The sequence below is a fragment of the Mesorhizobium sp. M0208 genome, assembly GCF_040322015.1.
Classification (GTDB): domain Bacteria; phylum Pseudomonadota; class Alphaproteobacteria; order Rhizobiales; family Rhizobiaceae; genus Mesorhizobium.
The window spans coordinates 351126-372922 of sequence record NZ_JAMYSP010000001.1 but is presented as its reverse complement, the minus strand read 5'-3'; the positions used below and the strand labels follow the sequence as shown (position 1 = coordinate 372922).

Annotated in this window: 19 protein-coding genes; 10 read left to right on the top strand and 9 right to left on the bottom strand. The window is 63.7% G+C overall.

The genetic code is table 11. The features are described from left to right. Positions 1-28 precede the first annotated feature (28 nt). Positions 29-1096, top strand: coding sequence for a CobW family GTP-binding protein (locus NKJ17_RS01910; protein ID WP_352650084.1), 1068 nt, complete (start codon positions 29-31; stop codon positions 1094-1096). A 152-nt stretch (positions 1097-1248) separates the two neighbouring features. Further along, positions 1249-2223: a WD40 repeat domain-containing protein gene (locus NKJ17_RS01905; RefSeq protein ID WP_352686612.1), complete on the top strand. Its 975-nt coding sequence runs from the start codon at positions 1249-1251 to the stop codon at positions 2221-2223. Between the two features lie 8 nt (positions 2224-2231). On the opposite strand, the gene NKJ17_RS01900 is transcribed toward NKJ17_RS01905, so the two are convergent. Next, positions 2232-2687, bottom strand: a complete 456-nt coding sequence (locus NKJ17_RS01900; protein ID WP_302893581.1) for a hypothetical protein — start codon at positions 2685-2687, stop codon at positions 2232-2234. Between the two features lie 157 nt (positions 2688-2844). On the opposite strand from NKJ17_RS01900, the gene NKJ17_RS01895 reads away from it, so the two are divergent. The 3 genes from NKJ17_RS01895 to NKJ17_RS01885 all read left to right on the top strand — a co-directional run bounded on the left by NKJ17_RS01895 (position 2845) and on the right by NKJ17_RS01885 (position 6472). After that, positions 2845-4227, top strand: a complete 1383-nt coding sequence (locus NKJ17_RS01895) for an aspartate aminotransferase family protein (RefSeq protein WP_352686609.1) — start codon at positions 2845-2847, stop codon at positions 4225-4227. A 14-nt stretch (positions 4228-4241) separates the two neighbouring features. Then, the gene (locus tag NKJ17_RS01890) at positions 4242-5663 is read left to right on the top strand and encodes a glutamine synthetase family protein (RefSeq protein WP_352686607.1); all 1422 of its coding nucleotides are present in this window, start codon (positions 4242-4244) and stop codon (positions 5661-5663) included. 86 nt (positions 5664-5749) lie between these two features. Further along, entirely contained in the window at positions 5750-6472 is a 723-nt protein-coding gene (locus NKJ17_RS01885) for a UdgX family uracil-DNA binding protein (protein WP_352686676.1), read from the top strand. Position 6473: 1 nt separating this feature from the next. Here NKJ17_RS01885 and NKJ17_RS01880 read toward each other — a convergent pair whose 3' ends face one another. The 4 genes from NKJ17_RS01880 to NKJ17_RS01865 all read right to left on the bottom strand — a co-directional run bounded on the left by NKJ17_RS01880 (position 6474) and on the right by NKJ17_RS01865 (position 10846). After that, positions 6474-7739, bottom strand: a complete 1266-nt coding sequence (locus NKJ17_RS01880; RefSeq protein ID WP_352686604.1) for a glycerate kinase type-2 family protein — start codon at positions 7737-7739, stop codon at positions 6474-6476. Then, complete coding sequence (locus tag NKJ17_RS01875; protein ID WP_352505898.1) at positions 7736-8239, bottom strand: heme-degrading domain-containing protein; 504 nt, start codon at positions 8237-8239, stop codon at positions 7736-7738. Before NKJ17_RS01875 ends, NKJ17_RS01880 begins: the two co-directional genes overlap by 4 nt. Before the next feature lie 74 nt (positions 8240-8313). Then, a complete protein-coding gene (gene guaD, locus NKJ17_RS01870; protein WP_352686601.1) occupies positions 8314-9627 on the bottom strand; it encodes a guanine deaminase in 1314 nt (437 codons plus the stop codon). A gap of 1 nt (position 9628) precedes the next feature. Next, complete coding sequence (locus tag NKJ17_RS01865; protein WP_352505900.1) at positions 9629-10846, bottom strand: urate hydroxylase PuuD; 1218 nt, start codon at positions 10844-10846, stop codon at positions 9629-9631. Between the two features lie 139 nt (positions 10847-10985). Between NKJ17_RS01865 and NKJ17_RS01860 the strand changes: the two genes are divergently transcribed. From NKJ17_RS01860 to dps, 4 genes are all read left to right on the top strand, one after another. Further along, positions 10986-11906, top strand: a complete 921-nt coding sequence (locus NKJ17_RS01860; protein ID WP_254816018.1) for a LysR family transcriptional regulator — start codon at positions 10986-10988, stop codon at positions 11904-11906. A gap of 75 nt (positions 11907-11981) precedes the next feature. Continuing rightward, on the top strand, positions 11982-12995 hold the full coding sequence (locus NKJ17_RS01855) for an LLM class flavin-dependent oxidoreductase (RefSeq protein WP_352505901.1): 1014 nt from the start codon (positions 11982-11984) through the stop codon (positions 12993-12995). Further along, positions 12992-14245, top strand: coding sequence for an LLM class flavin-dependent oxidoreductase (locus tag NKJ17_RS01850; RefSeq protein WP_352505902.1), 1254 nt, complete (start codon positions 12992-12994; stop codon positions 14243-14245). The genes NKJ17_RS01855 and NKJ17_RS01850 overlap by 4 nt, the downstream gene beginning before the upstream one ends. A 147-nt stretch (positions 14246-14392) precedes the next feature. Further along, a complete protein-coding gene (gene dps, locus NKJ17_RS01845; RefSeq protein ID WP_023676226.1) occupies positions 14393-14881 on the top strand; it encodes a DNA starvation/stationary phase protection protein Dps in 489 nt (162 codons plus the stop codon). An 8-nt stretch (positions 14882-14889) separates the two neighbouring features. Here the strand turns inward: dps and xdhC are convergent, their stop codons facing one another. From xdhC to uraH, 4 genes are all read right to left on the bottom strand, one after another. Continuing rightward, a complete protein-coding gene (xdhC, locus tag NKJ17_RS01840) occupies positions 14890-15870 on the bottom strand; it encodes a xanthine dehydrogenase accessory protein XdhC (protein ID WP_352505903.1) in 981 nt (326 codons plus the stop codon). A 62-nt stretch (positions 15871-15932) separates the two neighbouring features. Further along, the gene (xdhB, locus tag NKJ17_RS01835) at positions 15933-18284 is read right to left on the bottom strand and encodes a xanthine dehydrogenase molybdopterin binding subunit (RefSeq protein ID WP_352505904.1); all 2352 of its coding nucleotides are present in this window, start codon (positions 18282-18284) and stop codon (positions 15933-15935) included. Then, positions 18284-19765 carry a xanthine dehydrogenase small subunit gene (xdhA, locus tag NKJ17_RS01830; protein WP_352505905.1) on the bottom strand — a complete coding sequence of 494 codons (1482 nt, stop codon included), beginning with the start codon at positions 19763-19765 and terminating at the stop codon, positions 18284-18286. The genes xdhB and xdhA overlap by 1 nt, the downstream gene beginning before the upstream one ends. Before the next feature lies 1 nt (position 19766). Beyond that, the gene (gene uraH, locus NKJ17_RS01825) at positions 19767-20141 is read right to left on the bottom strand and encodes a hydroxyisourate hydrolase (protein WP_352505907.1); all 375 of its coding nucleotides are present in this window, start codon (positions 20139-20141) and stop codon (positions 19767-19769) included. 173 nt (positions 20142-20314) lie between these two features. Between uraH and puuE the strand changes: the two genes are divergently transcribed. Then, the gene (gene puuE / locus NKJ17_RS01820) at positions 20315-21748 is read left to right on the top strand and encodes an allantoinase PuuE (RefSeq protein ID WP_352505908.1); all 1434 of its coding nucleotides are present in this window, start codon (positions 20315-20317) and stop codon (positions 21746-21748) included. Positions 21749-21797 lie beyond the last annotated feature (49 nt).

Sequence of the window (21797 nt, the reverse complement as noted above, 5' to 3'; positions counted from 1 at the left end):
AGCCGACAATCCCTATTCGAGGCACAATATGAGCGACGCACAGACGCAGATCCCCGTAACCGTCCTCACCGGCTATCTTGGCGCCGGCAAGACGACACTGCTCAACCGCATCCTTTCGGAAAACCATGGCAAGCGCTACGCGGTCATCGTCAATGAATTCGGCGAGATCGGCATCGACAACGAGCTGATCGTGGAATCCGACGAGGAAATCTACGAGATGAACAATGGCTGCGTCTGCTGCACCGTGCGCGGCGACCTGATCCGCGTCGTCGAAGGCCTGATGCGCCGGCCCGGCCGCTTCGACGCCATCGTCGTCGAGACCACAGGCCTCGCCGATCCCGTGCCGGTAGCACAAACCTTCTTCATGGACGACGACGTGCGTTCCAAGACCAGGCTCGATGCGGTGGTGGCGCTGGTCGACGCCAAGCACTTGCCGCTGCGCCTCAAGGATTCCCGCGAGGCCGAGGACCAGATCGCCTTTGCCGACGTCGTCGTGCTCAACAAGACCGATCTCGTCACCCCCGAAGAGCTGAGCAAGGTTGAGGCAACGATCCGCGCCATCAACCCGGCGGCACGCATCCATCGCACCACGCGCGCCAGCGTGGCGCTGTCCGAGGTGCTGGATCGCGGTGCGTTCGACCTGTCCCGAGCGCTGGAGAACGATCCGCACTTCCTCGAGGCGCATGACGATCACGACCATCATGATCATGATCATGACCACCACCACCATGATCACGACGGCCATGATCACCACGATCATGACGGCCATCATCATGCGCACCCTTCCGACATCCATGACGTGACCGTGCAGTCGGTGTCGCTGCGCGGTGGCGAGATGGACCCGAAAAAGTTCTTCCCGTGGATCGAGAAGGTCACCCAGATGGAAGGCCCGAACATCCTGCGGCTGAAAGGGATCATCGCGCTGAAAGGCGATGACGAGCGCTATGTCATCCAGGGCGTGCACATGATCATCGAGGGCGACCACCAGCGCGCCTGGAAGGACGGCGAGAAACACGAGAGCCGGCTGGTGTTCATCGGACGCGAACTCGATGCCGAGCGGCTGAAGACAAGCTTCGAGGCCTGCCAGGCCGCTTGATTTAGCTACCTTCTTCCTTTTCCCCCTTGTGGGAGGAGGGGCAGCCGCAACGCTGGCGCTCTCTACTCACGACGATCCGAAGCACGGGTTGAGACGGGCAGCTCAACCCCTTAAGGGTGAGGCAGCAGAAACCTCGGACGGAATTATCTCTCATGCCCACAGTCGCCCCGCTCGATCTCGAAGGCCACTGCCTCGCCGCCGTGTTCCTCGGCGACGTGCCGCACTTTGCGCTGGCTGACGGCACAATCCATCGGCTTGACCACGGCCACAAGACGGTGCAGGCCAATGACGGGATGCTCGCCGCCTTCCATGATGCGGCGAACGACCGGCTGATCACCGGTGGTGAGGACGGCAGGATCTTTGGCGTGACCGCTGGCGGCAATACCGCGGAATTGGCGACCGCAGGCAAAAAATGGATCACCAGCGTCGCCGCCGGGCCGCAAGGCGCTGTTGCCTATGCTTCGGGCAAGATTGCCTATGTGCGCTTTGCCGACGGCAAAACCAGGGAATTCTCGCATCCGCGCTCGGTCGAGGGGCTGGCCTTCTCGCCCAAGGGCATGCGCTTCGGCGTTGCCCGCTACAATGGCGCGACGCTGCATTTCCCGGCCGCCGACGGCAAGCCGGTCGAACTCGAATGGGCCGGTGCACACACCGGCATCACCTTCTCGCCGGACGGCGGCTTCGTCGTCACCACCATGCAGGAAAACGCGCTGCATGGCTGGAAGCTCGCCGACGGCAAGCACATGCGGATGTCCGGCTACCCCGGCAAGGTCAAAAGCCTGTCGTGGAGCGCCAAGGGCAAATGGCTGGCGAGTTCCGGCGCGCCGGCGGCGATCGTCTGGCCGTTTTCGGGCAAGGACGGGCCGATGGGCAAGGCGCCGCTGGAACTCGGCACGCGCGGCAATGCGATGGTCACCTCCGTCGCCTGTCACCCGAGCCAGGACGTCGTTGCTGTCGGCTATGATGACGGCATGGTGATGGCGGTGCGTTTCGCCGACGCCAGGGAAGTGCTTTTGCGCCGGCCGGGCAAGGGCGCCGTCACCTCGATGATGTGGGACAGGCAAGAGCGCCGCGTCGTCTTCGGCAGTGCTGCCGGCGACTGCGGCGTCATCGATATTGCGGCGTAGCCTGTTACTTACTCGGCTCCGCAAGATACTTTGCCGGTCAATTCATCCGGTTTGCCGTCCTTTTCGGCATCAGCCGTAACATCATAGATTGAGAGCAAATAGCGGCCGTCATAGACGCCTTCGTCGCTGGCCTTGGTCAGGATCGCCAGTTCGACATAGCCGTAGGCATTTTCGACCTGCCGTTCGTGGTAGACGAGCAGCCGCAATTCCTTGTTGTCGAGCCAATATTGCGTGAGGTTCTGATCCCCGAACACCGTCTTGCGCAGACTGTCGGCAGCCGGCCTGCCCAGAATTTCGAGCTCGCCGCTAAAATTGAAGGTCGGCCCGCCCATGCCTCTGGTGACCCCGGCACCGACCTGAAATTTGACGGCTGCATCCTCGGCGGAACACCAGATGCCGCCCGACGCCAGAGCCGCACCAACCGACGACAGCAGCGTTGCTGCGCAGACGATCGCCCGCACCATCTTGTCCCCTCCGGCCGAAGCAGCATTGGCGCCCGAAGGCGACTCGCGGTCAAGCGCCTGTTTCCATTTAAATACCGCTGACCCAACACAGGGCAGCCGCCCGGCCAATTGCGGTGGCGGATGCCGATTGTCTAAACTGCGACTGAGAGGGGCCGCCATGAACGTCATCGACCATGCAAAGACTTCCATCGGCGGCATCGGCCTGGCCCGGATCGCCGAGTTGTACGAGACCGAGGCAGAAGTCTTCCGCCGGGCGCGGCCGAAATCGATGGCCATAATCGGCAATGGCTTGCCCGGCTTCTTCGGCGGCGTGCCGATGCACTGGATGAACGACTGGCCGACGCCTTTCCCGATTCTGGTCGACAGCGCCAGGGGCGCCACGATCACCGACATCGACGGCAACCGACTGGACGATTTCTGTCTTGGCGACACCGGCTCGATGTTCGGCCATTCGCCGCCGCCGGTCGCCCGCGCCATCCGCCGGCAGGCCGGACGCGGCCTGACCTATATGCTGCCCAGCGAAGACGCACTGGCCATCGGGCCGCTGCTGAAACAGCGGTTCGGCCTGCCTTTCTGGCAGATCGCAACGACGGCGACCGACGCCAACCGCTTTGCGTTACGCGTTGCCCGCGCCGTCACCAGCCGCGAGAAGATTCTGGTCTTCAACGGCTGCTATCACGGCTCGGTCGACGAGACTATGGTGCGGCTGATCGACGGCAGACCGGTCAACCGGCCGGGATTGGCCGGCGAGTTCCGCGACCTGACACGGGCAACTGATGTCGTCGAGTTCAACGATCTGCCGGCGCTCGACGCGGCACTCCGGGGCAACGATGTCGCCTGCGTCATCACCGAGCCGGTGCTGACCAACTCCTGCATGGTGCTGCCCGAAGCCGGCTTTCATGATGGCTTGCGGCGTCTTACTCGTGCGACCGGCACGCTGCTGCTAATCGACGAGACGCATACCATCTCGACCGGTCCCGGCGGCTATACGAGAAAATTCGGGCTGGAGCCTGATCTGTTCGTGCTCGGCAAGCCGATCGCCGGCGGCGTGCCGGCCAGTGTGTGGGGGATGAGCGAGGACGTCGCGACCCGCTATGCCGCCTATAACAGGGTGAAGGAACCGGGCTATTCAGGCATGGGGACGACACTGTCGGGCAATCCGCTGCAATTCGCGGCGATGCGCGCCGCATTGGAAGAGGTGATGACCGACGAGGCCTACGGCCATATGGATCATCTGGCGCGGCGGCTCGACGCCGGACTGACCGCCGTCATCGACCGCTACCGGCTGCCCTGGCATGTCTCACGTGTCGGCGCCCGCGTCGAGTTCATCTGCGCGCCCGGCCCGCTGAGGAATGGCGGCCAAGCGGAAGCAGCCCATGCGCCCGAACTCGAAGCGGCGATGCATGTCGCGCTGGCCAATCGCGGCGTGTTGATCGCGCCCTTCCACAACATGATGCTGATCTCCCCGGCCACGAGTGCGGCCCAGGTGAACCGGCTGATGACCGCCTTCGCGGCGGTTGCGGCCAGGCTCACGGCGTGAGACAAGCTTGCGACATGAGAGAAGCACGCAAGCCAGATTTGAGTTCCATAGTGACGTCACCTTCGGGTTCCACGCCGGCAGAGGCGCGAGCCTTTCTCGAGGCCCATCCCGAGATCGAAGCCTTCGATATCGTGCTGACCGACGCCAACGGTGTCGGGCGCGGCAAGATCGTGCGCCGGCACGAACTGACGAGCATCTTCGAGAACGGCCGGCACATGCCAATCTCGATCCTCGGCCTCGATATCACCGGCGAGGACGTGCACGAGACCGGGCTGATCTGGAGGACTGGCGACGGCGATCTCCGGGCATGGCCGATCCCTGGCACGCTGGTGCCGCTGTTCGGCACGCAGCCGCCGCGCGGCCAGGTGCTGATGGCGATGTACCATCTCGACGGTCAGCCGATGTCGTCCGACCCGCGGCTGGCGCTCGCCCGCCAGGTGGATATCCTTGCGGCCAAGGGCCTGCATCCGGCCGGCGCCTTCGAGCTCGAATTCTTCCTGCTCGCCAACGAGCGCGATGCCGAAGGCAAGGTGCAGCCGGCGCACGCGGTGCTCGACGGACGCCGCTCGGCCAAGACGGAGGTCTATTCCGTCGACCATCTGCACGGCATGGAGCCACTGTTTTCCGACATCTATGCTGCAGCCAAGGTGCAAGGCATCCCGGCCGAGACGGTCATTTCCGAATATGCGCCGGGCCAGTACGAATTGACGCTCAACTACCGCAAGGATGTGATGCGGGCGGCTGACGATCTCGTCATGCTCAAGCGTCTGGTGCGGGCGCAGGCGCGCCGTCATGGTGTCACCGCTTGCTTCATGGCCAAGCCGATCGAGAAATATGCCGGCTCGGGCATGCATTTTCATGTCTCGCTGCTGGACGATGCCGGCAAGAATGTCTTTGCCGAAACCGGCGGTGAAAGCTGGTCGCTGCCGCTGCTGCGCGGCCTCGGCGGACTGATCCAGACGATGGCGGAATCGATGCTGGTCTTTGCGCCGCACGCCAACTCGTGGCGGCGCTTCGTCTCGCAATCCTATGCGCCGGTGGCGCCGACCTGGGGCGTCAACAACCGTTCGGTGGCACTGCGTGTGCCGGCCGGCGACGCAAAAAATCGGCGCATCGAGCACCGGCCGTCGGGCGTCGACGCGAATCCTTACCTTGTGGCAGCAACGGTGCTGGCAGGCATCGTCAAAGGCCTTGACGAAGGCCTCGATCCCGGTCCCGAAACCACCGGCAATGGCTACGAATCGGCCGTCACGCGCACGACGATGCCGGTCGACTGGCGTGCCGCGATCGAGGCGGCAAGGGCGTCGAGTTTCCTCAAGGGCGCATTGGGCGAAGACCTGCACCGGACGTTCGTGGCGATCAAGCAATCGGAATATCTGCGCGTGGCGCGCACGGTCAGCGAACTGGATTATCACCTCTATCTGCACGAGGTGTAGGGCATCACATCGTCGGCCATCCGCCGTCGAAGGCCCATGCGGAATAATTTCAGCGGAACCTTCGGCGGGCTTTGCTCATTGCGTGTCTGATTGCAGGAGCGAACAAGGCCGCCTTAGTCATGATCGCCAGGATGCAGCCAACCCCGACGCCGCACGATGCCAAGGTGCAGGCAAGAAGCTTGCCTCCAAGCAAGTCTCCGGAAACGACAGAAATCGACGCCAGAACGATTCCTGAACTGCGCGAAACGGCCAAGATCTGCCGCCGCTGTCCGCTATGGCACGACGCCACGCAGACGGTGTTCGGTGAAGGCCCTGATATAGCCAAGGTGATCTTCGTCGGCGAACAGCCGGGCGACCAGGAGGATCTGGCGGGCAAGCCTTTCGTCGGTCCGGCCGGCAAGGTGTTCGACGCGATCCTGGACGATGCGGGCGTCGATCGGCTGAAAGTCTACGTCACCAACGCGGTCAAGCATTTCAAGTTCGAGCCGCGCGGCAAGCGGCGCATCCACTCGAAGCCCAATGCCGGCGAGGTGCAGGCTTGCCGCTGGTGGCTCGACAAGGAGATCGATCTGATCAAGCCCAATCTGGCGGTAGCGCTCGGCGCGACGGCGGCGCAGGCGCTGCTCGGCAAGGTGGTGCCGATCATGAAGATGCGCGGGGCGGTGGTGGAGCGCGACGATGGCTTGCGTGTCTTCGTCACCATCCACCCGTCCTTCATCCTGCGCATTCGCGAGCCGGCGGATAAGCAGGCAGAACGCGACCGGTTCCTGCAGGATATGAGAGCGGTGAAAAAGCTGATGGCCGCCTGAGCTATTTGATCAATATCGCCCGGAAATCGTTGACGTTTGTGCCGGTCGGACCGGATACGAAAAGGTCGTCTACGGCATTGAATGCCGTCCAGGCGTTGTTGCCGGCAAGCATGGCCTTGGCATCGACGCCCGCCTTACGCATCCGCGACACCGTCGAGCCGTCGGCGAAGGCGCCGGCATTGTCTTCCGAACCGTCTATGCCGTCGGTGTCGGCGGCCAGTGCGTGCACGCCGACCATGCCGCTGATGCCAATGGCGAAGGCGAGCAGGAATTCCGAGTTGCGGCCGCCTTTGCCTTTCGCGCGCAAGGTCACCGTTGTCTCGCCGCCGGACAGGATCAGAACCGGCTTTGCAAACGGCCGGTTGCGCGTCGCCACTTCGCGCGCGATCGCGGCGTGGACGCCGCCGACCTCACGCGCTTCGCCCTCGATGGAATCGGAGAGAATGATCGCCTGAATGCCTTGGCGCTTCGCTTCGGCCGCTGCGGCTTCCAGCGAGACGCCGGCGGAAGCGATCAGATGCACCTCGTTGCGGATAAAACGCGGGTCGTCCGGTCGTGGCGCATCGGCCGCCGGCGAATTGATATGCGCCATGACCGAAGCCGGCAGGTTCATGCCATAGGCAGCGATCGACGCCAATGCGTCCTTACGACTGCCTATATCCGGTACGGTCGGACCAGAAGCGACCAGAGCCGGATCGTCGCCCGGAATGTCAGAAACAACCAGCGAGACCACCTTGGCCGGATATGCGGCGGCCGCCAGCCTGCCGCCCTTGATCGTGGAAAGATGTTTGCGGATGGTGTTCATCGCGGCGATCGGCGCGCCGGAGGCGAGCAGCGCCTCGCTGACGGCGATCTCGTCGGCCAGCGTCAGGCCTTCGGCAGGTGACGGCAGCAGCGCCGAGCCGCCGCCCGAAATGAGCGCCACGACGAGGTCGTCCGCAGTCAGTCCCTGGACTTTTTCGAGCAGCCGCCGGGAAGCTGCGAGCCCCGCGGCATCCGGCACCGGATGCGCCGCCTCGATGATCTCGATGCGCCGGCAGGCCGCGCCATAGCCGTAGCGGGTGACGACCAGCCCTTCGATCGGCCCGTCCCACACCTTCTCGAAAGCCGCCGCCATCTGCGCCGAGCCTTTTCCTGCACCGATGACGATCGTGCGGCCCTTGGGCCTTGCCGGCAGATGATCCTTGATCGTCCTCTGGGGATCGGCGGCGGCAACGGCGGCGTTGAAGATCGAAATGAGAAAGGATTTGGGGTCTACCTCTGTCATTTTGCTTCCGCCGGCAATGCCAGCTCGCGCGCGTCGATGCGGAGATGCTCACACAGCGCATCGACGACCACGCCATGGTCCTCACGCTCCGGCAGGCCGGAGACGGCGATCACGCCAATGACGCCGGCGCCCTTGACAGAGATGGGAAAGCCGCCGCCGGCCAGCACGTAGTCGGCAGTATCCAATCCCTCGCCTGGCTTGAAGCTGCGGTCGGGGCGCTGCTGCTCCAGCACCATGCGGTAGGTGCTTTTCAGGAACCGCCGCACCACGTTGATCTTGCGCCGCGCCCAATCCGGATTGGAAGCGTTCGAGCCGGGCATTGCCGCATAGAACAGCGGCCGGTCGAAGGTTCTGATATCGACGATGATCGGCAGGTTTTCCTTGAGAGCCCGGTCGCGGATCGCCGAGCCGATCTCGAAAGCTACGGCTTCATCGAAGGCCGAAAAGACAAGCGTGGCTTCCTGTTTCGTGATCAGAGCGATGTCGTCCGCAACGGCCATGTCGTTCCCCTGTCAACTTCGCCGCACGCTTTGCAGGATGGCTGCCGCACGGTCAAGCCGGTCGCATGCGACAGCTAAACCGCCATGTCCGTCTTGGCCGCGCGGCCGGCGACATAGACCTCGCGCACGGCGCGGTCGTCGCCGAGCGTCTGCAGCAGAAACAATTCCTCGGCGAGCGTGTCCGCCGTCTCCACCCGCAGCCGCATCGCCGGCGTGGCGCGGGCGTCGAGCACGACGATATCTGCGTCGCTGCCTTCCTCCAGGGTGCCGATCTTTTCCGCAAGCGACAGCGCCTCGGCATTGCCGCGGGTCAATTGCCAGAACGACTGGAACGGATTGAGCTTCTCGCCGTTCAGCGCGATCACCTTGTAGCCCTCGTCCATGGTGCGCAGCATCGAATAGTTGGTGCCACCGCCGACATCGGTGGCGGCGGCGATGCGAAGCGGCTTCTCGCGGCGGCGAAAGCGCTGATAATCGAAAAGGCCCGAGCCGAGAAACAGGTTGGAGGTCGGGCAGAACACCGCCACCGAGCCGCTATCGGAAAGCGCGTCCGCCTCGCGTTCCGAGAGATGGATGCAATGGCCGAACATGCTTCTGCGGCCGAGCAGCCCGTAATGCTCATAGACATCGGTATAGTCGCGCGCCTGCGGATGAAGCTGCTGCGTGAAGGCGATCTCGGCATGGTTTTCCGACAAATGCGTCTGCATGTGCAGATCAGGATATTCGCGGCAGAGCGCGCCCGCCATCTCCAATTGCTCGGGCGACGAGGTGATGGCGAAGCGCGGGGTGATGGCATAGTGCTGGCGCCCCTTGCCGTGCCATTCCTCGATCAACGCCTTGCTGTCGTCATAACCCGATTGCGGCGTGTCGAGCACGCCTTCCGGCGCGTTGCGGTCCATCATCACCTTGCCGGCGATGTTGAGCATGTTGCGGTCATGCGACTCGGCAAAGAACGCTTCGGCAGATACCTTGTGCACCGAGCAATAGGCTGCGACAGTCGTCGTGCCGTGGCGCAACACTTCATCCAGGAACAGCCTGGCGATACGGCGGCCATGCTGGGCGTTCTGGAATTTGGCCTCTTCCGGAAAGGTGTAGGTGTTCAGCCAGTCGAGCAGCTCGGCGCCGAAGGAAGCGATGACCTGCATCTGCGGAAAATGTGCATGCGCATCGATGAACCCGGGCAGCAGCAGATGTGGCCTATGGTCGATCTTTTTTGTTCCCTCGCCCGCCTTTTTCTCGACTTCGGCATAGGCGCCAGCGGCAACGATCCTTCCGTCGCGCATCAGCAGGCCGCCATCTTGCTCGTAGCGCCAGGCGGAATGGTCGTCGATAGTTTCTGGCCAGCGCAAAAACGACAGCGTGCGGCCGCGCAGGAGCGTGCTGGTCATGCTATTTCCCCGCGCCTTCGAACCAGGCTACCAGCAGTGCCCGTTCCTTGTCGGTGATCTGGGTGACGTTGGCGGGCGGCATGGCGTGGCTGCGTCCGGCCTGCAGGTAGATCTCGCCGGCGTGCTCGGCGATGCCGGCATCGGTATCGAGCATCACGCCCTTAGGCGCGTGGTAAATGCCCTCGTAGGACGGCTCCGCCGCATGGCACATCGAACAGCGGCCAAGCACCGTATCACGCACGGCGGGAAAATGCGCCGAGGCGACGTAGACCTGTGCCGCCGAGGACGTTTTGACCTCGCCGGTCAGCAGCTTCGGTGCCGTCGACAGCCAGATGATGACGACGAACAGGACGGCGGCGGCCAGCCAGGTCCAGGTCGGATTGCCTTTGCGCGCATGCCTGGTGTTGAAATAGTGCCGGATCAGCACGCCGATGATGAACACCAGCGAGGCAATGACCCAGTTGAACTCTGTGCCGAACGCCAGCGGATAATGGTTCGACAGCATCAGGAACAAAACCGGCAGCGTCAGGTAGTTGTTGTGCAGCGAGCGCTGTTTGGCGATCTTGCCGTATTTCGGATCGGGCTTACGGCCGGCGATCAGGTCGGCGACGACGATCTTCTGGTTGGGGATGATGACCATGAAAACGTTGGCCGACATGATCGTCGCGGTGATGGCGCCGAGATGCAGGAAAGCGGCGCGGCCGGTGAACAGGTGGGTCAGGCCCCAGGCGATGAACACCAGCACGCCGTAGAGCACCAGCATCAGGCCGGTGTCGCTGTTGCCAAGCGGCGAACGGCACAAGAGATCGTAAACCACCCAGCCGACGCCGATCGTCGCCAGCGACAGCAAGATGCCTGCAGGCACCGACATGGCAAGCACATTCGGATCGATCAGGAACAGGTCCGCCCCGGCATAGTAGACGATGCACAGCATGGCGAAGCCCGACAGCCAGGTGGCGTAGGATTCCCATTTGAACCAGGTCAGGTGCTCGGGCATTTCGGCCGGCGCCACCAGGTATTTCTGCACGTGGTAGAAGCCGCCGCCATGCACCTGCCATTCCTCGCCGAAGGCTCCGGCAGGCATGCCCGGACGCTGGCGCAGCCCGAGGTCGAGCGCGACGAAATAAAAGGACGATCCAATCCAGGCGATACCGGTGACGACGTGCAGCCAGCGCACGGCGAAACTCAGCCAATCCCAGAATATCGCGAAATCCATCATGAAAAATCGTCCCTGCCGATCGGCTGACTTTACGGGTTGGAGCGCAAACGGAAAGGGCCGAGACGCACGATGACTTTCAAAAAAAATTGGAAAATACTAGGCTGATCATACGCAGCTACATGAGAGCCACGAAAGCCGCATGGCCTATCTCGATAACATCGCCGTTTTCGTCCGTGTCGTCGAGCTCGGCAATTTGTCGGCGGCTGGGCGCGACATGCGCATTTCGCCGGCGGTCGCTTCCAACCGGATCAAGGAGCTCGAGAAGCATCTTGGGGTCAGGCTGTTCAACCGCACAACGCGGCAATTGATGCCGACCGAGCACGGCACGGTGTTCTACTCCGGCGCCAAGCAGGTACTGGATGCGGTCACCGAGGCGGAAGCGGCAGTCAGCGCGTTATCCGGCCAGCCGCGCGGCACGATAAAGGTGACAGCTCCGCTCGGCCTCGGGCGGCGGCTGGTGGCATCGGGCATTCCGGATTTCCACGACAGGTACCCCGATATCGAGGTGCGGCTCCGGCTTTCCGACCACAATGTCGACATCATGAAAGAAGGCATCGACGTTGCGTTCCGGCTGGGCATCATCGAGGATTCCAGCCTGAGAATGCGCGGCATTATGGAATGCGAGCGCGTGCTGGTGGCGGCCCCACAATATCTGGAGGCGCGCGGCGAACCGAGAGAGCCGCAGGAACTGATCGGCAAGAAGCACGATTGCCTGATGCTGCGCTATTCCGGCGCGCGCGAATATGTCTGGACGCTGCAGACGCCGAACGGGCCGCAAAAGTTCGAGGTGCACGGCCCCTACGATACCGATGATGGCGACGTGCTGACCGGCTGGGCGCTGTCCGGCCGCGGCATCATCAACAAACCGCGCTTCGAGGTCGAGCCGTTTATCCGCGACCAGCGGCTGAAGGTGATCCTGAGCAACACGCCGCCGACGCCGGTGCAGTTTGCCGCCGTCTATCCACACAAAAAGCTGCAGGATCCGAAGGTGCGGCTGCTGCTCGATTTCATGGCCGAGCGCTGCCAGCGGCTGATCCGGGATATTCTGGCCGGCAAATGATCGCCGGCTGGCCGGTTGCTTTCCGTCCGGCCGACGAGATAATTCCCAAGGAATCTCGCTCAACAGGGAAAAGCGATGGCCGACGGCGCCACAATGTGTCTCGCCGTTTCACTGTCTCCGGAAGCCGCCCCTTCCCATCCGCCCGGCGCCGGCCCGGACTTCAGTCTGCTGGCGCGGTTCGTGCAAGAAGCCGAAGCGGCCGGCCTGGACATGGTGTTGCGCGGCGATTCCGCGCCGGTTGCAAGTGGGCCGAACCGGCAAATGCGCTTCGAAGCGACGACCTTGCTGGCAGCGCTGGCTACGGTGACAAGCAGGATCGGCCTCGTCGCGGCAGCGTCGACGGTCGCCCACCAGCCCTACAATCTCGCGCGTCGTTTCGCCTCGCTCGATATTATCAGCCATGGTCGCGCCGGCTGGAACGCGAGCATGACGCCCGACCCGCGCGAGGCGGCCAATTTCAGCCGGCCGGAAGGGTTTTTCGGCGACGATCTCCGCCTGCGCGCAGAGGAATTCATCGGCATCGTGCAAGGTTTATGGAAAGGCTGGGACGCAGACGCGCTGCTGTTCGACAAAGTTGGCGGCCGCTTCTTCGATCCCGAGAAGATGCACCTTCTCGACCACAAGGGCGAATATTTTTCCGTGCGCGGGCCGCTCAACGTGGCGCGGTCGCCGCAGGACACGCCGGTGCTGGTCATGTCCGGCCTGTCCGAACCCGCCATGGATATCGCCGCCCGCACCGCCGATGTCGTCCTGCTGGATGAGCCATCGATCGAGCCGGCCAAGTCGGGCGATCTGAAGCGCCGTGCGCTTACTTTCGGGCGCAGGCCGGAGGCGCTGAAAGTGCTGATGAACGTTACCGGCAGCGCCGAAATAACCGCCGCGCCGGACCGGTTTGCGGACAGGCTCGAAGAGTGCTTTCGCTCGAAAGCCTGCGACGGTTTCAACGTCGCCATGCCGTTCACATCGGCGCTCGACGATTTCGTCGGTCTCGTGCTGCCGGAGCTTCGCCGCCGCGGCCTTGTCCGGTCCGGCTACAGCACGACGACACTGCGCGCCCATCTCGGGCTTGCAGGGGAGGATCGGCAATGAGCGCCCCTCGGGGCCAGATGAAGCTCGGCGCCTTCCTGTGGGCGACAGGCCACCACATCGCCGCCTGGCGCCATCCGCAAGCGCATGTCACGGCCGGTATCGACATCCATCATTACATCCAGCTGGCGCGGACGGCGGAAGCGGCAAAGTTCGACATGATCTTCTGCGAGGACGCCGCCGGCGTGCGCGAAGCCAATGTCAACATCGCCAGCCAAACGTCGCGCTCGATCGGCTTCGAGCCGATCAGCCTGCTTGCGGCGCTCGCGGTGCAGACGGAGCGCATCGGCCTCGTCTCAACGGCGTCGACGAGCTATAACGAGCCTTACGGGCTTGCGCGAACCTTCCTGTCGCTCGACCATCTGAGCGGCGGCCGAGCCGGCTGGAACCTTGTCACTTCGGCCAGCCAGATCGAGGCCGCCAATTTCGGCTCGACCGGACTGCGCCCACATGCGGACCGCTACGAACGCGCGCGCGAATTCGCTGCCGTGGTTGCTGGCCTTTGGCAAGGCCAGGGTGGACACGAAGGCAGAAGTTTTTCGGCGCGTGACCCGCTCGATCTGCCGCGCTCGCCACAAGGTGCACCGGTTATGGTCCAGGCGGGAGCGTCGGATGAGGGCCGCGATCTCGCCGCCCGGACCGCCGATGTGGTGTTCACTGCGGCGCAAACATTCGAGGAGGCAAAGGCCTTCTACGACGACCTCAAGGGACGGCTGGCTGCCCATGGGCGCGAGCCGGAGGACGTCAAGATCATGCCCGGCGTCGCGCCGGTCGTCGCGGCAAGCGAAGCGGAAGCCCGGGCAAAACATGATGAGCTGCAGGAGCTGATACCGGACGATGTCGGTGTCGCGCTGCTTTCCAGCTATCTCAGCATATCCGATCTCGCGCGCTATCCCATCGACGGACCGCTGCCCGAACTGCCGGCCAGCGAAGGCATGCAGAGCCGGCAGGCGCTCGTCATCGAGCAATCACGCCGCGACAAGCTGTCCATTCGCCAGCTTGCCCGTCATTTCGCCGGCGCGCGCGGCCATTGGCGCGTCGTCGGAACGCCCGCCCAGATCGCCGACGAGCTCGAGGCACGCTTCGAGGGCGGCGCGGCAGACGGTTTCAACGTCATGCCATCCTATTTTCCCGGCCAACTCGATGCCTTTGCCACACTAGTCGTGCCGGAGCTGCAGCGGCGCGGGCTGTTCCGTACGGATTATGAAGGCAGCACGCTGCGCGACCATCTGGGCTTGAAAAGGCCGGCGTAAACGACGAGCGGAACGAAAGTCGGAGATCGCCGTTTTGGCATGCTGTGCCGCGCGGCGATGAGGGCGTCTGCGCGCATGTTCGATTGACCTTCCACAAACTTCGCCCTTTTTCAAACCAAGCGGACGCAACCGCCACAGGAGCCGATCATGGATGCCATCGCCACCCGCAACGACCTGCAATCCAATGCCAAGAAAGAGTGTATCGATCTTCTCAATGCCCGCCTTGCCGACGCCATCGATCTGGCCTTGATCACCAAGCAGGCGCACTGGAACGTCAAGGGACCGCAATTCATCGCCATCCACGAGATGCTCGACACGTTCCGCGAGGAGATCGACGGCCATGTCGACACCATTGCCGAGCGCGCCGTACAACTCGGCGGGACGGCGCTCGGCACATCGCAAGAGGTGTCGAAGGCGACTATGCTCGAGGCCTATCCGACCGACATCCACAAGACCCGGGATCATCTGGCGGCGCTGATCGACCGCTATGCCGCAACCGCCAAGCGGGCACGCGCGGCGATCGACGAGGCGGCTGGCGCGGGCGATGCCGACACCGCCGACATCTTCACCGCCTATTCACGCTCGCTCGACAAATTGCTGTGGTTCCTTGAGGCGCACACGCAGGAGAAGGAATAGCCAAAACGTCAGCCGGCCATCGCCTTGCGGTGAGGGGCTTTGGATTGAGCGGACGGTGCCGCCGCATGGCCGGCCAACGCCGTCATAATCTCGGCTACGGCGAGTGCGGCGATCACCTGCGGGCGCTTGTCCTTAACGGCATCGCCGCCGATCGGCGAGACGAGGCGGGCAAATTCCGCCTCGCTTCCTTCCGCCGATTTCAGGAACCAGTTCCGGAGCGTCGCCTTCTTGGTTCTGGAGCCGATCATGCCGACATAGGCGGCATCCCGGCGTTTCAGAGCCTCGGCGACGATCAGGAAGTCCAGCGCGTGGTCATGGGTGAGGACGACGAAGGCCGATCCAGCCGGGGCTTCGCGCACCATCGCCTCAGGCATCGGCGTCAGCTTGGTTTCGACTGCTTCCGGCATGCCTTTGAGCGCCTCGGCTCGTGTCTCGACAACGACGATATGCACCGGCAGCAAGGCCATCGCCGAGGCCAGCGCTTGGCCGACATGGCCGCCGCCGAGGATGTAGACATGCGGTAGCTGCGCTTCCTCGGCTTCCGCCGCCGCAACCAGCTTGGCTTCAAGCGCGGGGTCGACCAGCTGGATCAGCAGCTCGACCCTGCCGCCGCAGCACTGCCCGATCTCCGGGCCGAGCGCGATGTCGAGGGTATCCCTCCCCCTTGAGGGGAGGGTGGCGGCGAAGCCGCCGGGTGGGGTCGCTGCGGCAGTGCTCGACGCACCGGCGGTGCCTTCTGAGACGACCCCCTCTGGCCGCTCCGCGGCCATCTCCCCCTCAAGGGGGGAGAAAAGCATCTGCCGCGCTTTGTCGATCGCCATGTATTCGAGCTGGCCGCCGCCGATCGTGCCGAAAGTGGCCGATCCTGAGACGAGCATGAAGGCACCCGTCTCGCGCGGCGTCGAACCTTTTGTCCCGGCCACCTCAACTAAGGCGACCCGGCGGGCGCCGGCAAGAAAGGCTTTCAGGCTCTGCACTTTCGCGTTCATAATTTCGTGTTCCCTATCGGGAAATATAGAGTTTTTCGGCCTGAATTGCACGTTTCCGGGATTCAAGTGCCGGTCCTGGCTTCCCGCTTCAGCCGTTCGATCGCCATCAGCACACGCTCCGGCGTGGCCGGCGGGTCGAGGCGTGGGCAGATCTTGTGGCCGGCAACGCTCGCCACTGCGTCCGACAGCGCATGCAGCACCGACATTGCGAGCGGAAAGGGCGGCTCGCCGACCGCCTTGGAGCGGTACACCGTCGGCTCGCCTGCTTGCGCCCAGTCGGCCAAAGTCACATTAAAGATCTTCGGCCGGTCCGACGCGAGCGGGATCTTGTAGGTCGATGGCGCATGGGTGCGCAGCCGCCCCTTGTCGTCCCACCACAGTTCCTCCGTTGTAAGCCAGCCCATGCCCTGGACGAAGCCGCCCTCGATCTGGCCGAGGTCGATGGCGCGGTTCAGCGAGCGGCCGGTTTCGTGCAGAATGTCGGTGCGCTCGACGATATATTCGCCGGTCAGCGTGTCGACAGAGACTTCCGAGCACGCGGCGCCATAGGCGAAATAGTAGAAGGGACGGCCCTCGCCCTTGTCGCGGTCCCAATGGATTTTCGGCGTCTTGTAGAAACCCGCCGCCGAAAGCTGGATGCGCGCCATATAGGCCTGCCTGACGAGATCGGCGAAGGCGATCTCCTGGTTGCCGATGCGCACGCGGTTGGGCAGGAACAGCACCTGGTCGCGCGGCACCTGGTATCTCTCGACGGCAAAATTGGTCAACCGGTCCTTGATCTGGCGGGCGGCATTCTGCGCCGCCATGCCGTTGAGATCGGAGCCGGAAGACGCGGCGGTGGCCGAGGTATTCGGCACCTTGCCGGTCGTCGTCGCGGTGATCTTGACCTGATCGAGGTCGATCTGGAACTCTTCCGCCACAACCTGCGCCACCTTGACATAGAGGCCCTGCCCCATCTCGGTGCCGCCGTGGTTCAGATGCACCGAACCATCGGTATAGACATGCACCAGCGCGCCGGCCTGGTTGTAATGGGTGGCGGTGAACGAGATGCCGAACTTGACCGGCGTCAGCGCCAGTCCGCGCTTGATGAAGCGGCTGTTGGCATTGAAAGCATCGATAGTGCGGCGGCGCCTCGCATAGTTGGAACTCGCCTCCAGCTCGGCGACTATGCGGTGGATGATGTTGTCCTCGACCGTCTGGTGGTAGGGCGTGATGTTGCGGTCTGAGGTGCCGTAGAAATTCTTCTTGCGGATTTCGAGCGGGTCCTTGCCGACGGCAAACGCGACTTCGTCGATGACGCGCTCGGCGCCGACCATGCCTTGCGGGCCGCCGAAGCCGCGAAAGGCGGTGTTGGATACCGTATTGGTGTAGAGCGGCGCCGACTGCGCGTGCACCGCCGGCCAGAAATACGTGTTGTCGCAATGGAACAGCGCGCGGTCGGTGACCGGGCCGGAGAGGTCGGCCGAGAAGCCGCAGCGCGCCGCGAACACGAAATCTACGCCCAGAATATTGCCCTCATCGTCGAAGCCGACCTCGTAGTCGACGAGGAAATCGTGGCGTTTGCCGGTGGCGATCATGTCGTCGTCGCGGTCGGGCCGGATTTTTACGGCCCGATGATGTTTCTTCGCGGCGATAGCGGCCAATGCCGCAAACTGATTGCCTTGCGTTTCCTTACCGCCGAAAGCGCCGCCCATCCGGCGGATTTCCACCGTCACCGCGTGGCTCGGAACACCGAGCGCATGGCTGACCATGTGCTGGATTTCGCTCGGGTGCTGGGTCGAGGAATAGATGGTGACGTCGTGGTCCTCGCCAGGGATGGCCAAGGCGATATGGCCTTCGAGATAGAAATGCTCCTGGCCGCCAATGCGCATTTTTCCCTTCAGCCGGCGCGGCGCCGCATTGATCGCAGCCGCTGCGTCACCGCGCTTCAGCGTCAGCGGCGGCGTGACCAGCTTGTCTTTCCCGGGATTGAGCTCGCCGATATCGGCGACGAACGGCAATTCCTCGTATTCGACCTTGGCCAGCCTTGTCGCGCGGCGCGCCTGCTCGCGGGTTTCAGCGATGACACAGAAGATCGGCTGACCGAAAAATTGCACCTTGCCGTCGGCCAGCACCGGCTCGTCGTGACGGCCGGTCGGCGAAATGTCGTTCTCGCCTGGCACGTCGCTCGCGGTCAGCACATCGACGACGCCGGGTGCGGCGCGTACCGCCGAAAGATCCATGCTGGTGATGGTGGCATGCGTCGCCGTCGAAAGCCCAAGGCAGCCGTGCAGCGTGCCGGCCGGTTCCGGCATGTCGTCGATGTAAACGGCCGTGCCACTGACATGCTTGTGCGCGGAATCATGGCGCTGGTCAGTGGCGACGCCGCCGGCGATTTTTTGCGCCTTCAGGTTTGGCGTGGCGTGCTTGTTCATCATGCCGCCTCGTGCCGTGATACCTGGATCGGCGCCCGGGTGCCGGTGGTTTCGGCAAAGAAGCGCAGCAGCAGGTTGCGTGCCGCCAGCGCCCGGTATTCGGCGCTTGCCCGCATGTCGGTCAGCGGGGTGAAATCGCCGGCGTACGCGGCCATCGCCGCCTCGACCGTCGCTTCCGTCCAGGGCCTGCCCAGCAATGCCTTTTCGACGCCAAAGGCGCGCTTCGGCGTTGCCGCCATGCCGCCATAGGCGATGCGCACATCCGCCACCGTGCCATCCTCGGCGAGCTTCAGGAAAAACGCGCCCAGCGCTGCTGTGATGTCTTCGTCGCGGCGCTTGGTGATCTTGTAGACTGCAAATTTCGTCTCGCCGGCCGGCACCGGGACATGCACGGCCTCGACGAATTCGCCGGGCTGCCGGTCCTGTCGGCCATAAGCGATGAAGAAATCCTCCAGCGGGATCGTCCGCCGCTTGTCGCCGCGGCGCAGCGTCAGGCGGGCACCGAGTGCGATCAGCGGCGGCGGCGTGTCGCCGATCGGCGAACCGTTGGCGATATTGCCGCCGATGGTGCCCATGTTGCGCACCTGATCGCCGCCGATGCGATCGAACAGCGGGCCCAGCGCCGGGATGCGTTTCGCCAGCGTCGAGAAGGCCTCGCTATAGGTGACACCGGCGCCGATCGAGATGACGCCCTTGTCCTCGGAAATCCCGCACAGACCATCGAGATTGCCGATGAAAATCGCCGGCGCAATATCGCGCATGTGCTTGGTCACCCAAAGGCCGACATCGGTCGAACCCGCGACGATGGTGGCGCCCGGCTCCTTGATCAGCACGCTGGCCAGATCGTCGGCATCGGCCGGCACGATCAGCCGCTTGTTGCCGGAGCCGATCTCGATGCGCGAACCGTCCTTCATCGCTTCGAGCTTGGCCGTGACTGCCTTGCGCTCCACCGCCAACGGATCCTTTGCCGCCGTGCCGTAGCTGGAGATGGCACGTGCGGCGCGCATGATCGCCTCGTAGCCGGTGCAGCGGCAGAGATTGCCTTGCAGCGCCTTTTCTATTGGCGCGTCCGACGGCTCCGGCGACCGCATCCACAGCGCATAAAGCGACATGATGAAACCCGGCGTGCAGAAGCCGCATTGCGAGCCGTGAAAATCGACCATCGCCTGCTGCACGGGGTGCAGCTTTCCTGCGCCGCCGCGCAGATGCTCGACGGTCACGACATGCGTGCCGTCCAGCGAGCCAAGGAAGCGGATGCAGGCATTGACGCTTTCATAGACCAGTCTGCCGGCCGAGAGCCTGCCGACCAGCACCGTGCAGGCGCCGCAGTCGCCCTCGGCGCAGCCTTCCTTGGTGCCGCGCAGCGAGCGGTCGAGCCGCAGCCAGTCGAGCAGGGTCTGGTCGGGTGCAACCGTGCCGAGCGCGACGTCCTCGCCATTGAGGATGAAGCGGATTTCGTTGCGTGTCTTGATCCCGGCCATCTCAGCTTCCCCGGTAGGTCGAATAGCCGTACGGCGACAGAAGCAGCGGCACATGATAGTGCATCGGCTCGGCCATACCGAAGCGGATCGGCACATGGTCGAGGAAGGCCGGTTCCGCCAGTTTTGTCCCTTGCCCGCGCAGATAATCGCCGGCCGCAAAGACCAGCTCGTATTGGCCGGTGCGGAATTCCGCGCCGGCAAGCAGTGGAGCATCGCAGCGGCCGTCATCATTGGTGACAACCGTTTTCAGATGCGTCCGGGCCTGCCCGTCAAGATGATAGAGCTCGATCGACAGACCGGCCGCCGGTTTGCCGGCCGCTGTGTCGAGGACATGGGTCGTCAAGCGCCCGCCTTCGGCTTTCGACGTTTCCGCCACTGGCTGCTCCATTCCCTGAACGGTCGAACACTATTCATGAATTGTGCGCCAATTAAAGGCGATGCATAAGTCCCGGTCGAGCGGAGCGCGACAAAAACACTTTCAAAAATTTCGGGGGAATGCGCAGGCACTCCTTTCGACTATCCTGATCACAATTTCCGGCAGGAGCGAGAATGCGTTACGAACGAGACATGCGCGGCTACGGAGCCAATCCGCCGGATCCGAAATGGCCCGGCGGGGCGCATGTCGCGGTGCAGTTCGTCGTCAATTACGAAGAGGGCGGCGAGAATTGCGTCCTGCACGGCGACAAGGCTTCGGAGGCTTTCCTGTCGGAGATCGTCGGCGCCGCGCCCTGGCCCGGCCAGCGCCACTGGAATATGGAATCGATCTACGAATACGGCGCCCGAGCCGGCTTCTGGCGATTGCTGCGCCTGTTCAGCGAGGCACAGGTGCCGATCACCTGCTATGGCGTGGCCACGGCCCTGGCGCGTTCGCCCGACCAGGTTGCGGCGATGCAGGAGGCCGGGTGGGAGATCGCTTCGCACGGGCTGAAATGGATCGACTACCGCGACCATACCCCGGAAGACGAGCGTCGCGACATGGAGGCGGCGATCCGGCTGCATTATGAGGTCACAGGGGCGCGGCCGACCGGCTGGTACACCGGCCGCACCTCGATCAACACGGTGCGGCTGGCGGCGGAAGAGGGCGGCTTCGACTATGTGTCGGACACATATGACGACGAACTGCCCTACTGGTTCGAGCATGTGACACCGGACGGGTCGGCGAAGCCGCAGCTGATCATCCCCTACACGCTCGACGCCAACGACATGCGCTTTGCCACGCCGCAGGGCTTCAATTCGGGCGACCAGTTCTTTGCCTATCTCAGGGATAGTTTCGATACGCTCTATGCCGAGGGCAAGGCAGGGCGGCGGCGCATGATGAATATCGGCCTGCACTGCCGCCTGGTTGGGCGGCCGGGCCGGGTCGCGGCACTGAAGCGCTTCATCGACTACGTCAAATCGCACGACAAGGTCTGGCTGGCACGGCGCATCGACATTGCAAAACATTGGCAGGAGACGCATCCGTTCCGGTTGCCGGCGCTGCGCCCGTCGAAAATGGAATTCGAGGCCTTCGTCCACACATTCGGCGGCGTGTTCGAGCATTCGCCGTGGGTTGCCGAGCGCGCTTATGGGCTGGAGCTCGGCCCGGCCCATGACAGTGCCGGCGGCCTGCACAATGCGCTCTGCCGCGTGTTTCGCGCAGCAAGCGAGGCCGAGCGGCTTTCCGTGCTCAATGCCCACCCCGATCTTGCCGGAAAACTGGCGCAGGCCAGAAGGTTGACGGACGAATCGGCCAAGGAGCAAGCTTCGGCAGGGCTCGACGCGCTGACCGAGAAGGAGCGCGAGCTGTTCGCAAAACTCAATGCCGCCTACGTCACCAGTTTCGGTTTCCCCTTCATCATCGCGGTGAAAGGCAGGACCAAGGCGGAGATCCTGGCCGAGTTCGAAGCGCGTATCGGCAACAGCCACGACGTCGAATTCGAAACCGCCTGCAGACAGGTCGAGCGCATCGCGCTGCTTCGTCTCAAGGACATGCTTCCGCAATAGGCCTTGGCTGCCGCGATAGGCCCTGGCTTCCGCAACAGGCTTGAATTTA

What these genes read in the sequence shown, in the direction of transcription:
- puuE (WP_352505908.1), top strand. Translation starts at nt 20,315, where the DNA reads ATGCGTTACGAACGAGACATGCGCGGCTACGGAGCCAATCCGCCGGAT.
- xdhB (WP_352505904.1), bottom strand. Translation starts at nt 18,284, where the DNA reads ATGAACAAGCACGCCACGCCAAACCTGAAGGCGCAAAAAATCGCCGGC.
- NKJ17_RS01850 (WP_352505902.1), top strand. Translation starts at nt 12,992, where the DNA reads ATGAGCGCCCCTCGGGGCCAGATGAAGCTCGGCGCCTTCCTGTGGGCG.
- NKJ17_RS01880 (WP_352686604.1), bottom strand. Translation starts at nt 7,739, where the DNA reads ATGACAGAGGTAGACCCCAAATCCTTTCTCATTTCGATCTTCAACGCC.
- NKJ17_RS01900 (WP_302893581.1), bottom strand. Translation starts at nt 2,687, where the DNA reads ATGGTGCGGGCGATCGTCTGCGCAGCAACGCTGCTGTCGTCGGTTGGT.
- NKJ17_RS01890 (WP_352686607.1), top strand. Translation starts at nt 4,242, where the DNA reads ATGAGAGAAGCACGCAAGCCAGATTTGAGTTCCATAGTGACGTCACCT.
- NKJ17_RS01865 (WP_352505900.1), bottom strand. Translation starts at nt 10,846, where the DNA reads ATGATGGATTTCGCGATATTCTGGGATTGGCTGAGTTTCGCCGTGCGC.
- dps (WP_023676226.1), top strand. Translation starts at nt 14,393, where the DNA reads ATGGATGCCATCGCCACCCGCAACGACCTGCAATCCAATGCCAAGAAA.
- xdhC (WP_352505903.1), bottom strand. Translation starts at nt 15,870, where the DNA reads ATGAACGCGAAAGTGCAGAGCCTGAAAGCCTTTCTTGCCGGCGCCCGC.
- xdhA (WP_352505905.1), bottom strand. Translation starts at nt 19,765, where the DNA reads ATGGCCGGGATCAAGACACGCAACGAAATCCGCTTCATCCTCAATGGC.
- NKJ17_RS01855 (WP_352505901.1), top strand. Translation starts at nt 11,982, where the DNA reads ATGGCCGACGGCGCCACAATGTGTCTCGCCGTTTCACTGTCTCCGGAA.
- NKJ17_RS01905 (WP_352686612.1), top strand. Translation starts at nt 1,249, where the DNA reads ATGCCCACAGTCGCCCCGCTCGATCTCGAAGGCCACTGCCTCGCCGCC.
- NKJ17_RS01910 (WP_352650084.1), top strand. Translation starts at nt 29, where the DNA reads ATGAGCGACGCACAGACGCAGATCCCCGTAACCGTCCTCACCGGCTAT.
- NKJ17_RS01875 (WP_352505898.1), bottom strand. Translation starts at nt 8,239, where the DNA reads ATGGCCGTTGCGGACGACATCGCTCTGATCACGAAACAGGAAGCCACG.
- NKJ17_RS01895 (WP_352686609.1), top strand. Translation starts at nt 2,845, where the DNA reads ATGAACGTCATCGACCATGCAAAGACTTCCATCGGCGGCATCGGCCTG.
- NKJ17_RS01860 (WP_254816018.1), top strand. Translation starts at nt 10,986, where the DNA reads ATGGCCTATCTCGATAACATCGCCGTTTTCGTCCGTGTCGTCGAGCTC.
- guaD (WP_352686601.1), bottom strand. Translation starts at nt 9,627, where the DNA reads ATGACCAGCACGCTCCTGCGCGGCCGCACGCTGTCGTTTTTGCGCTGG.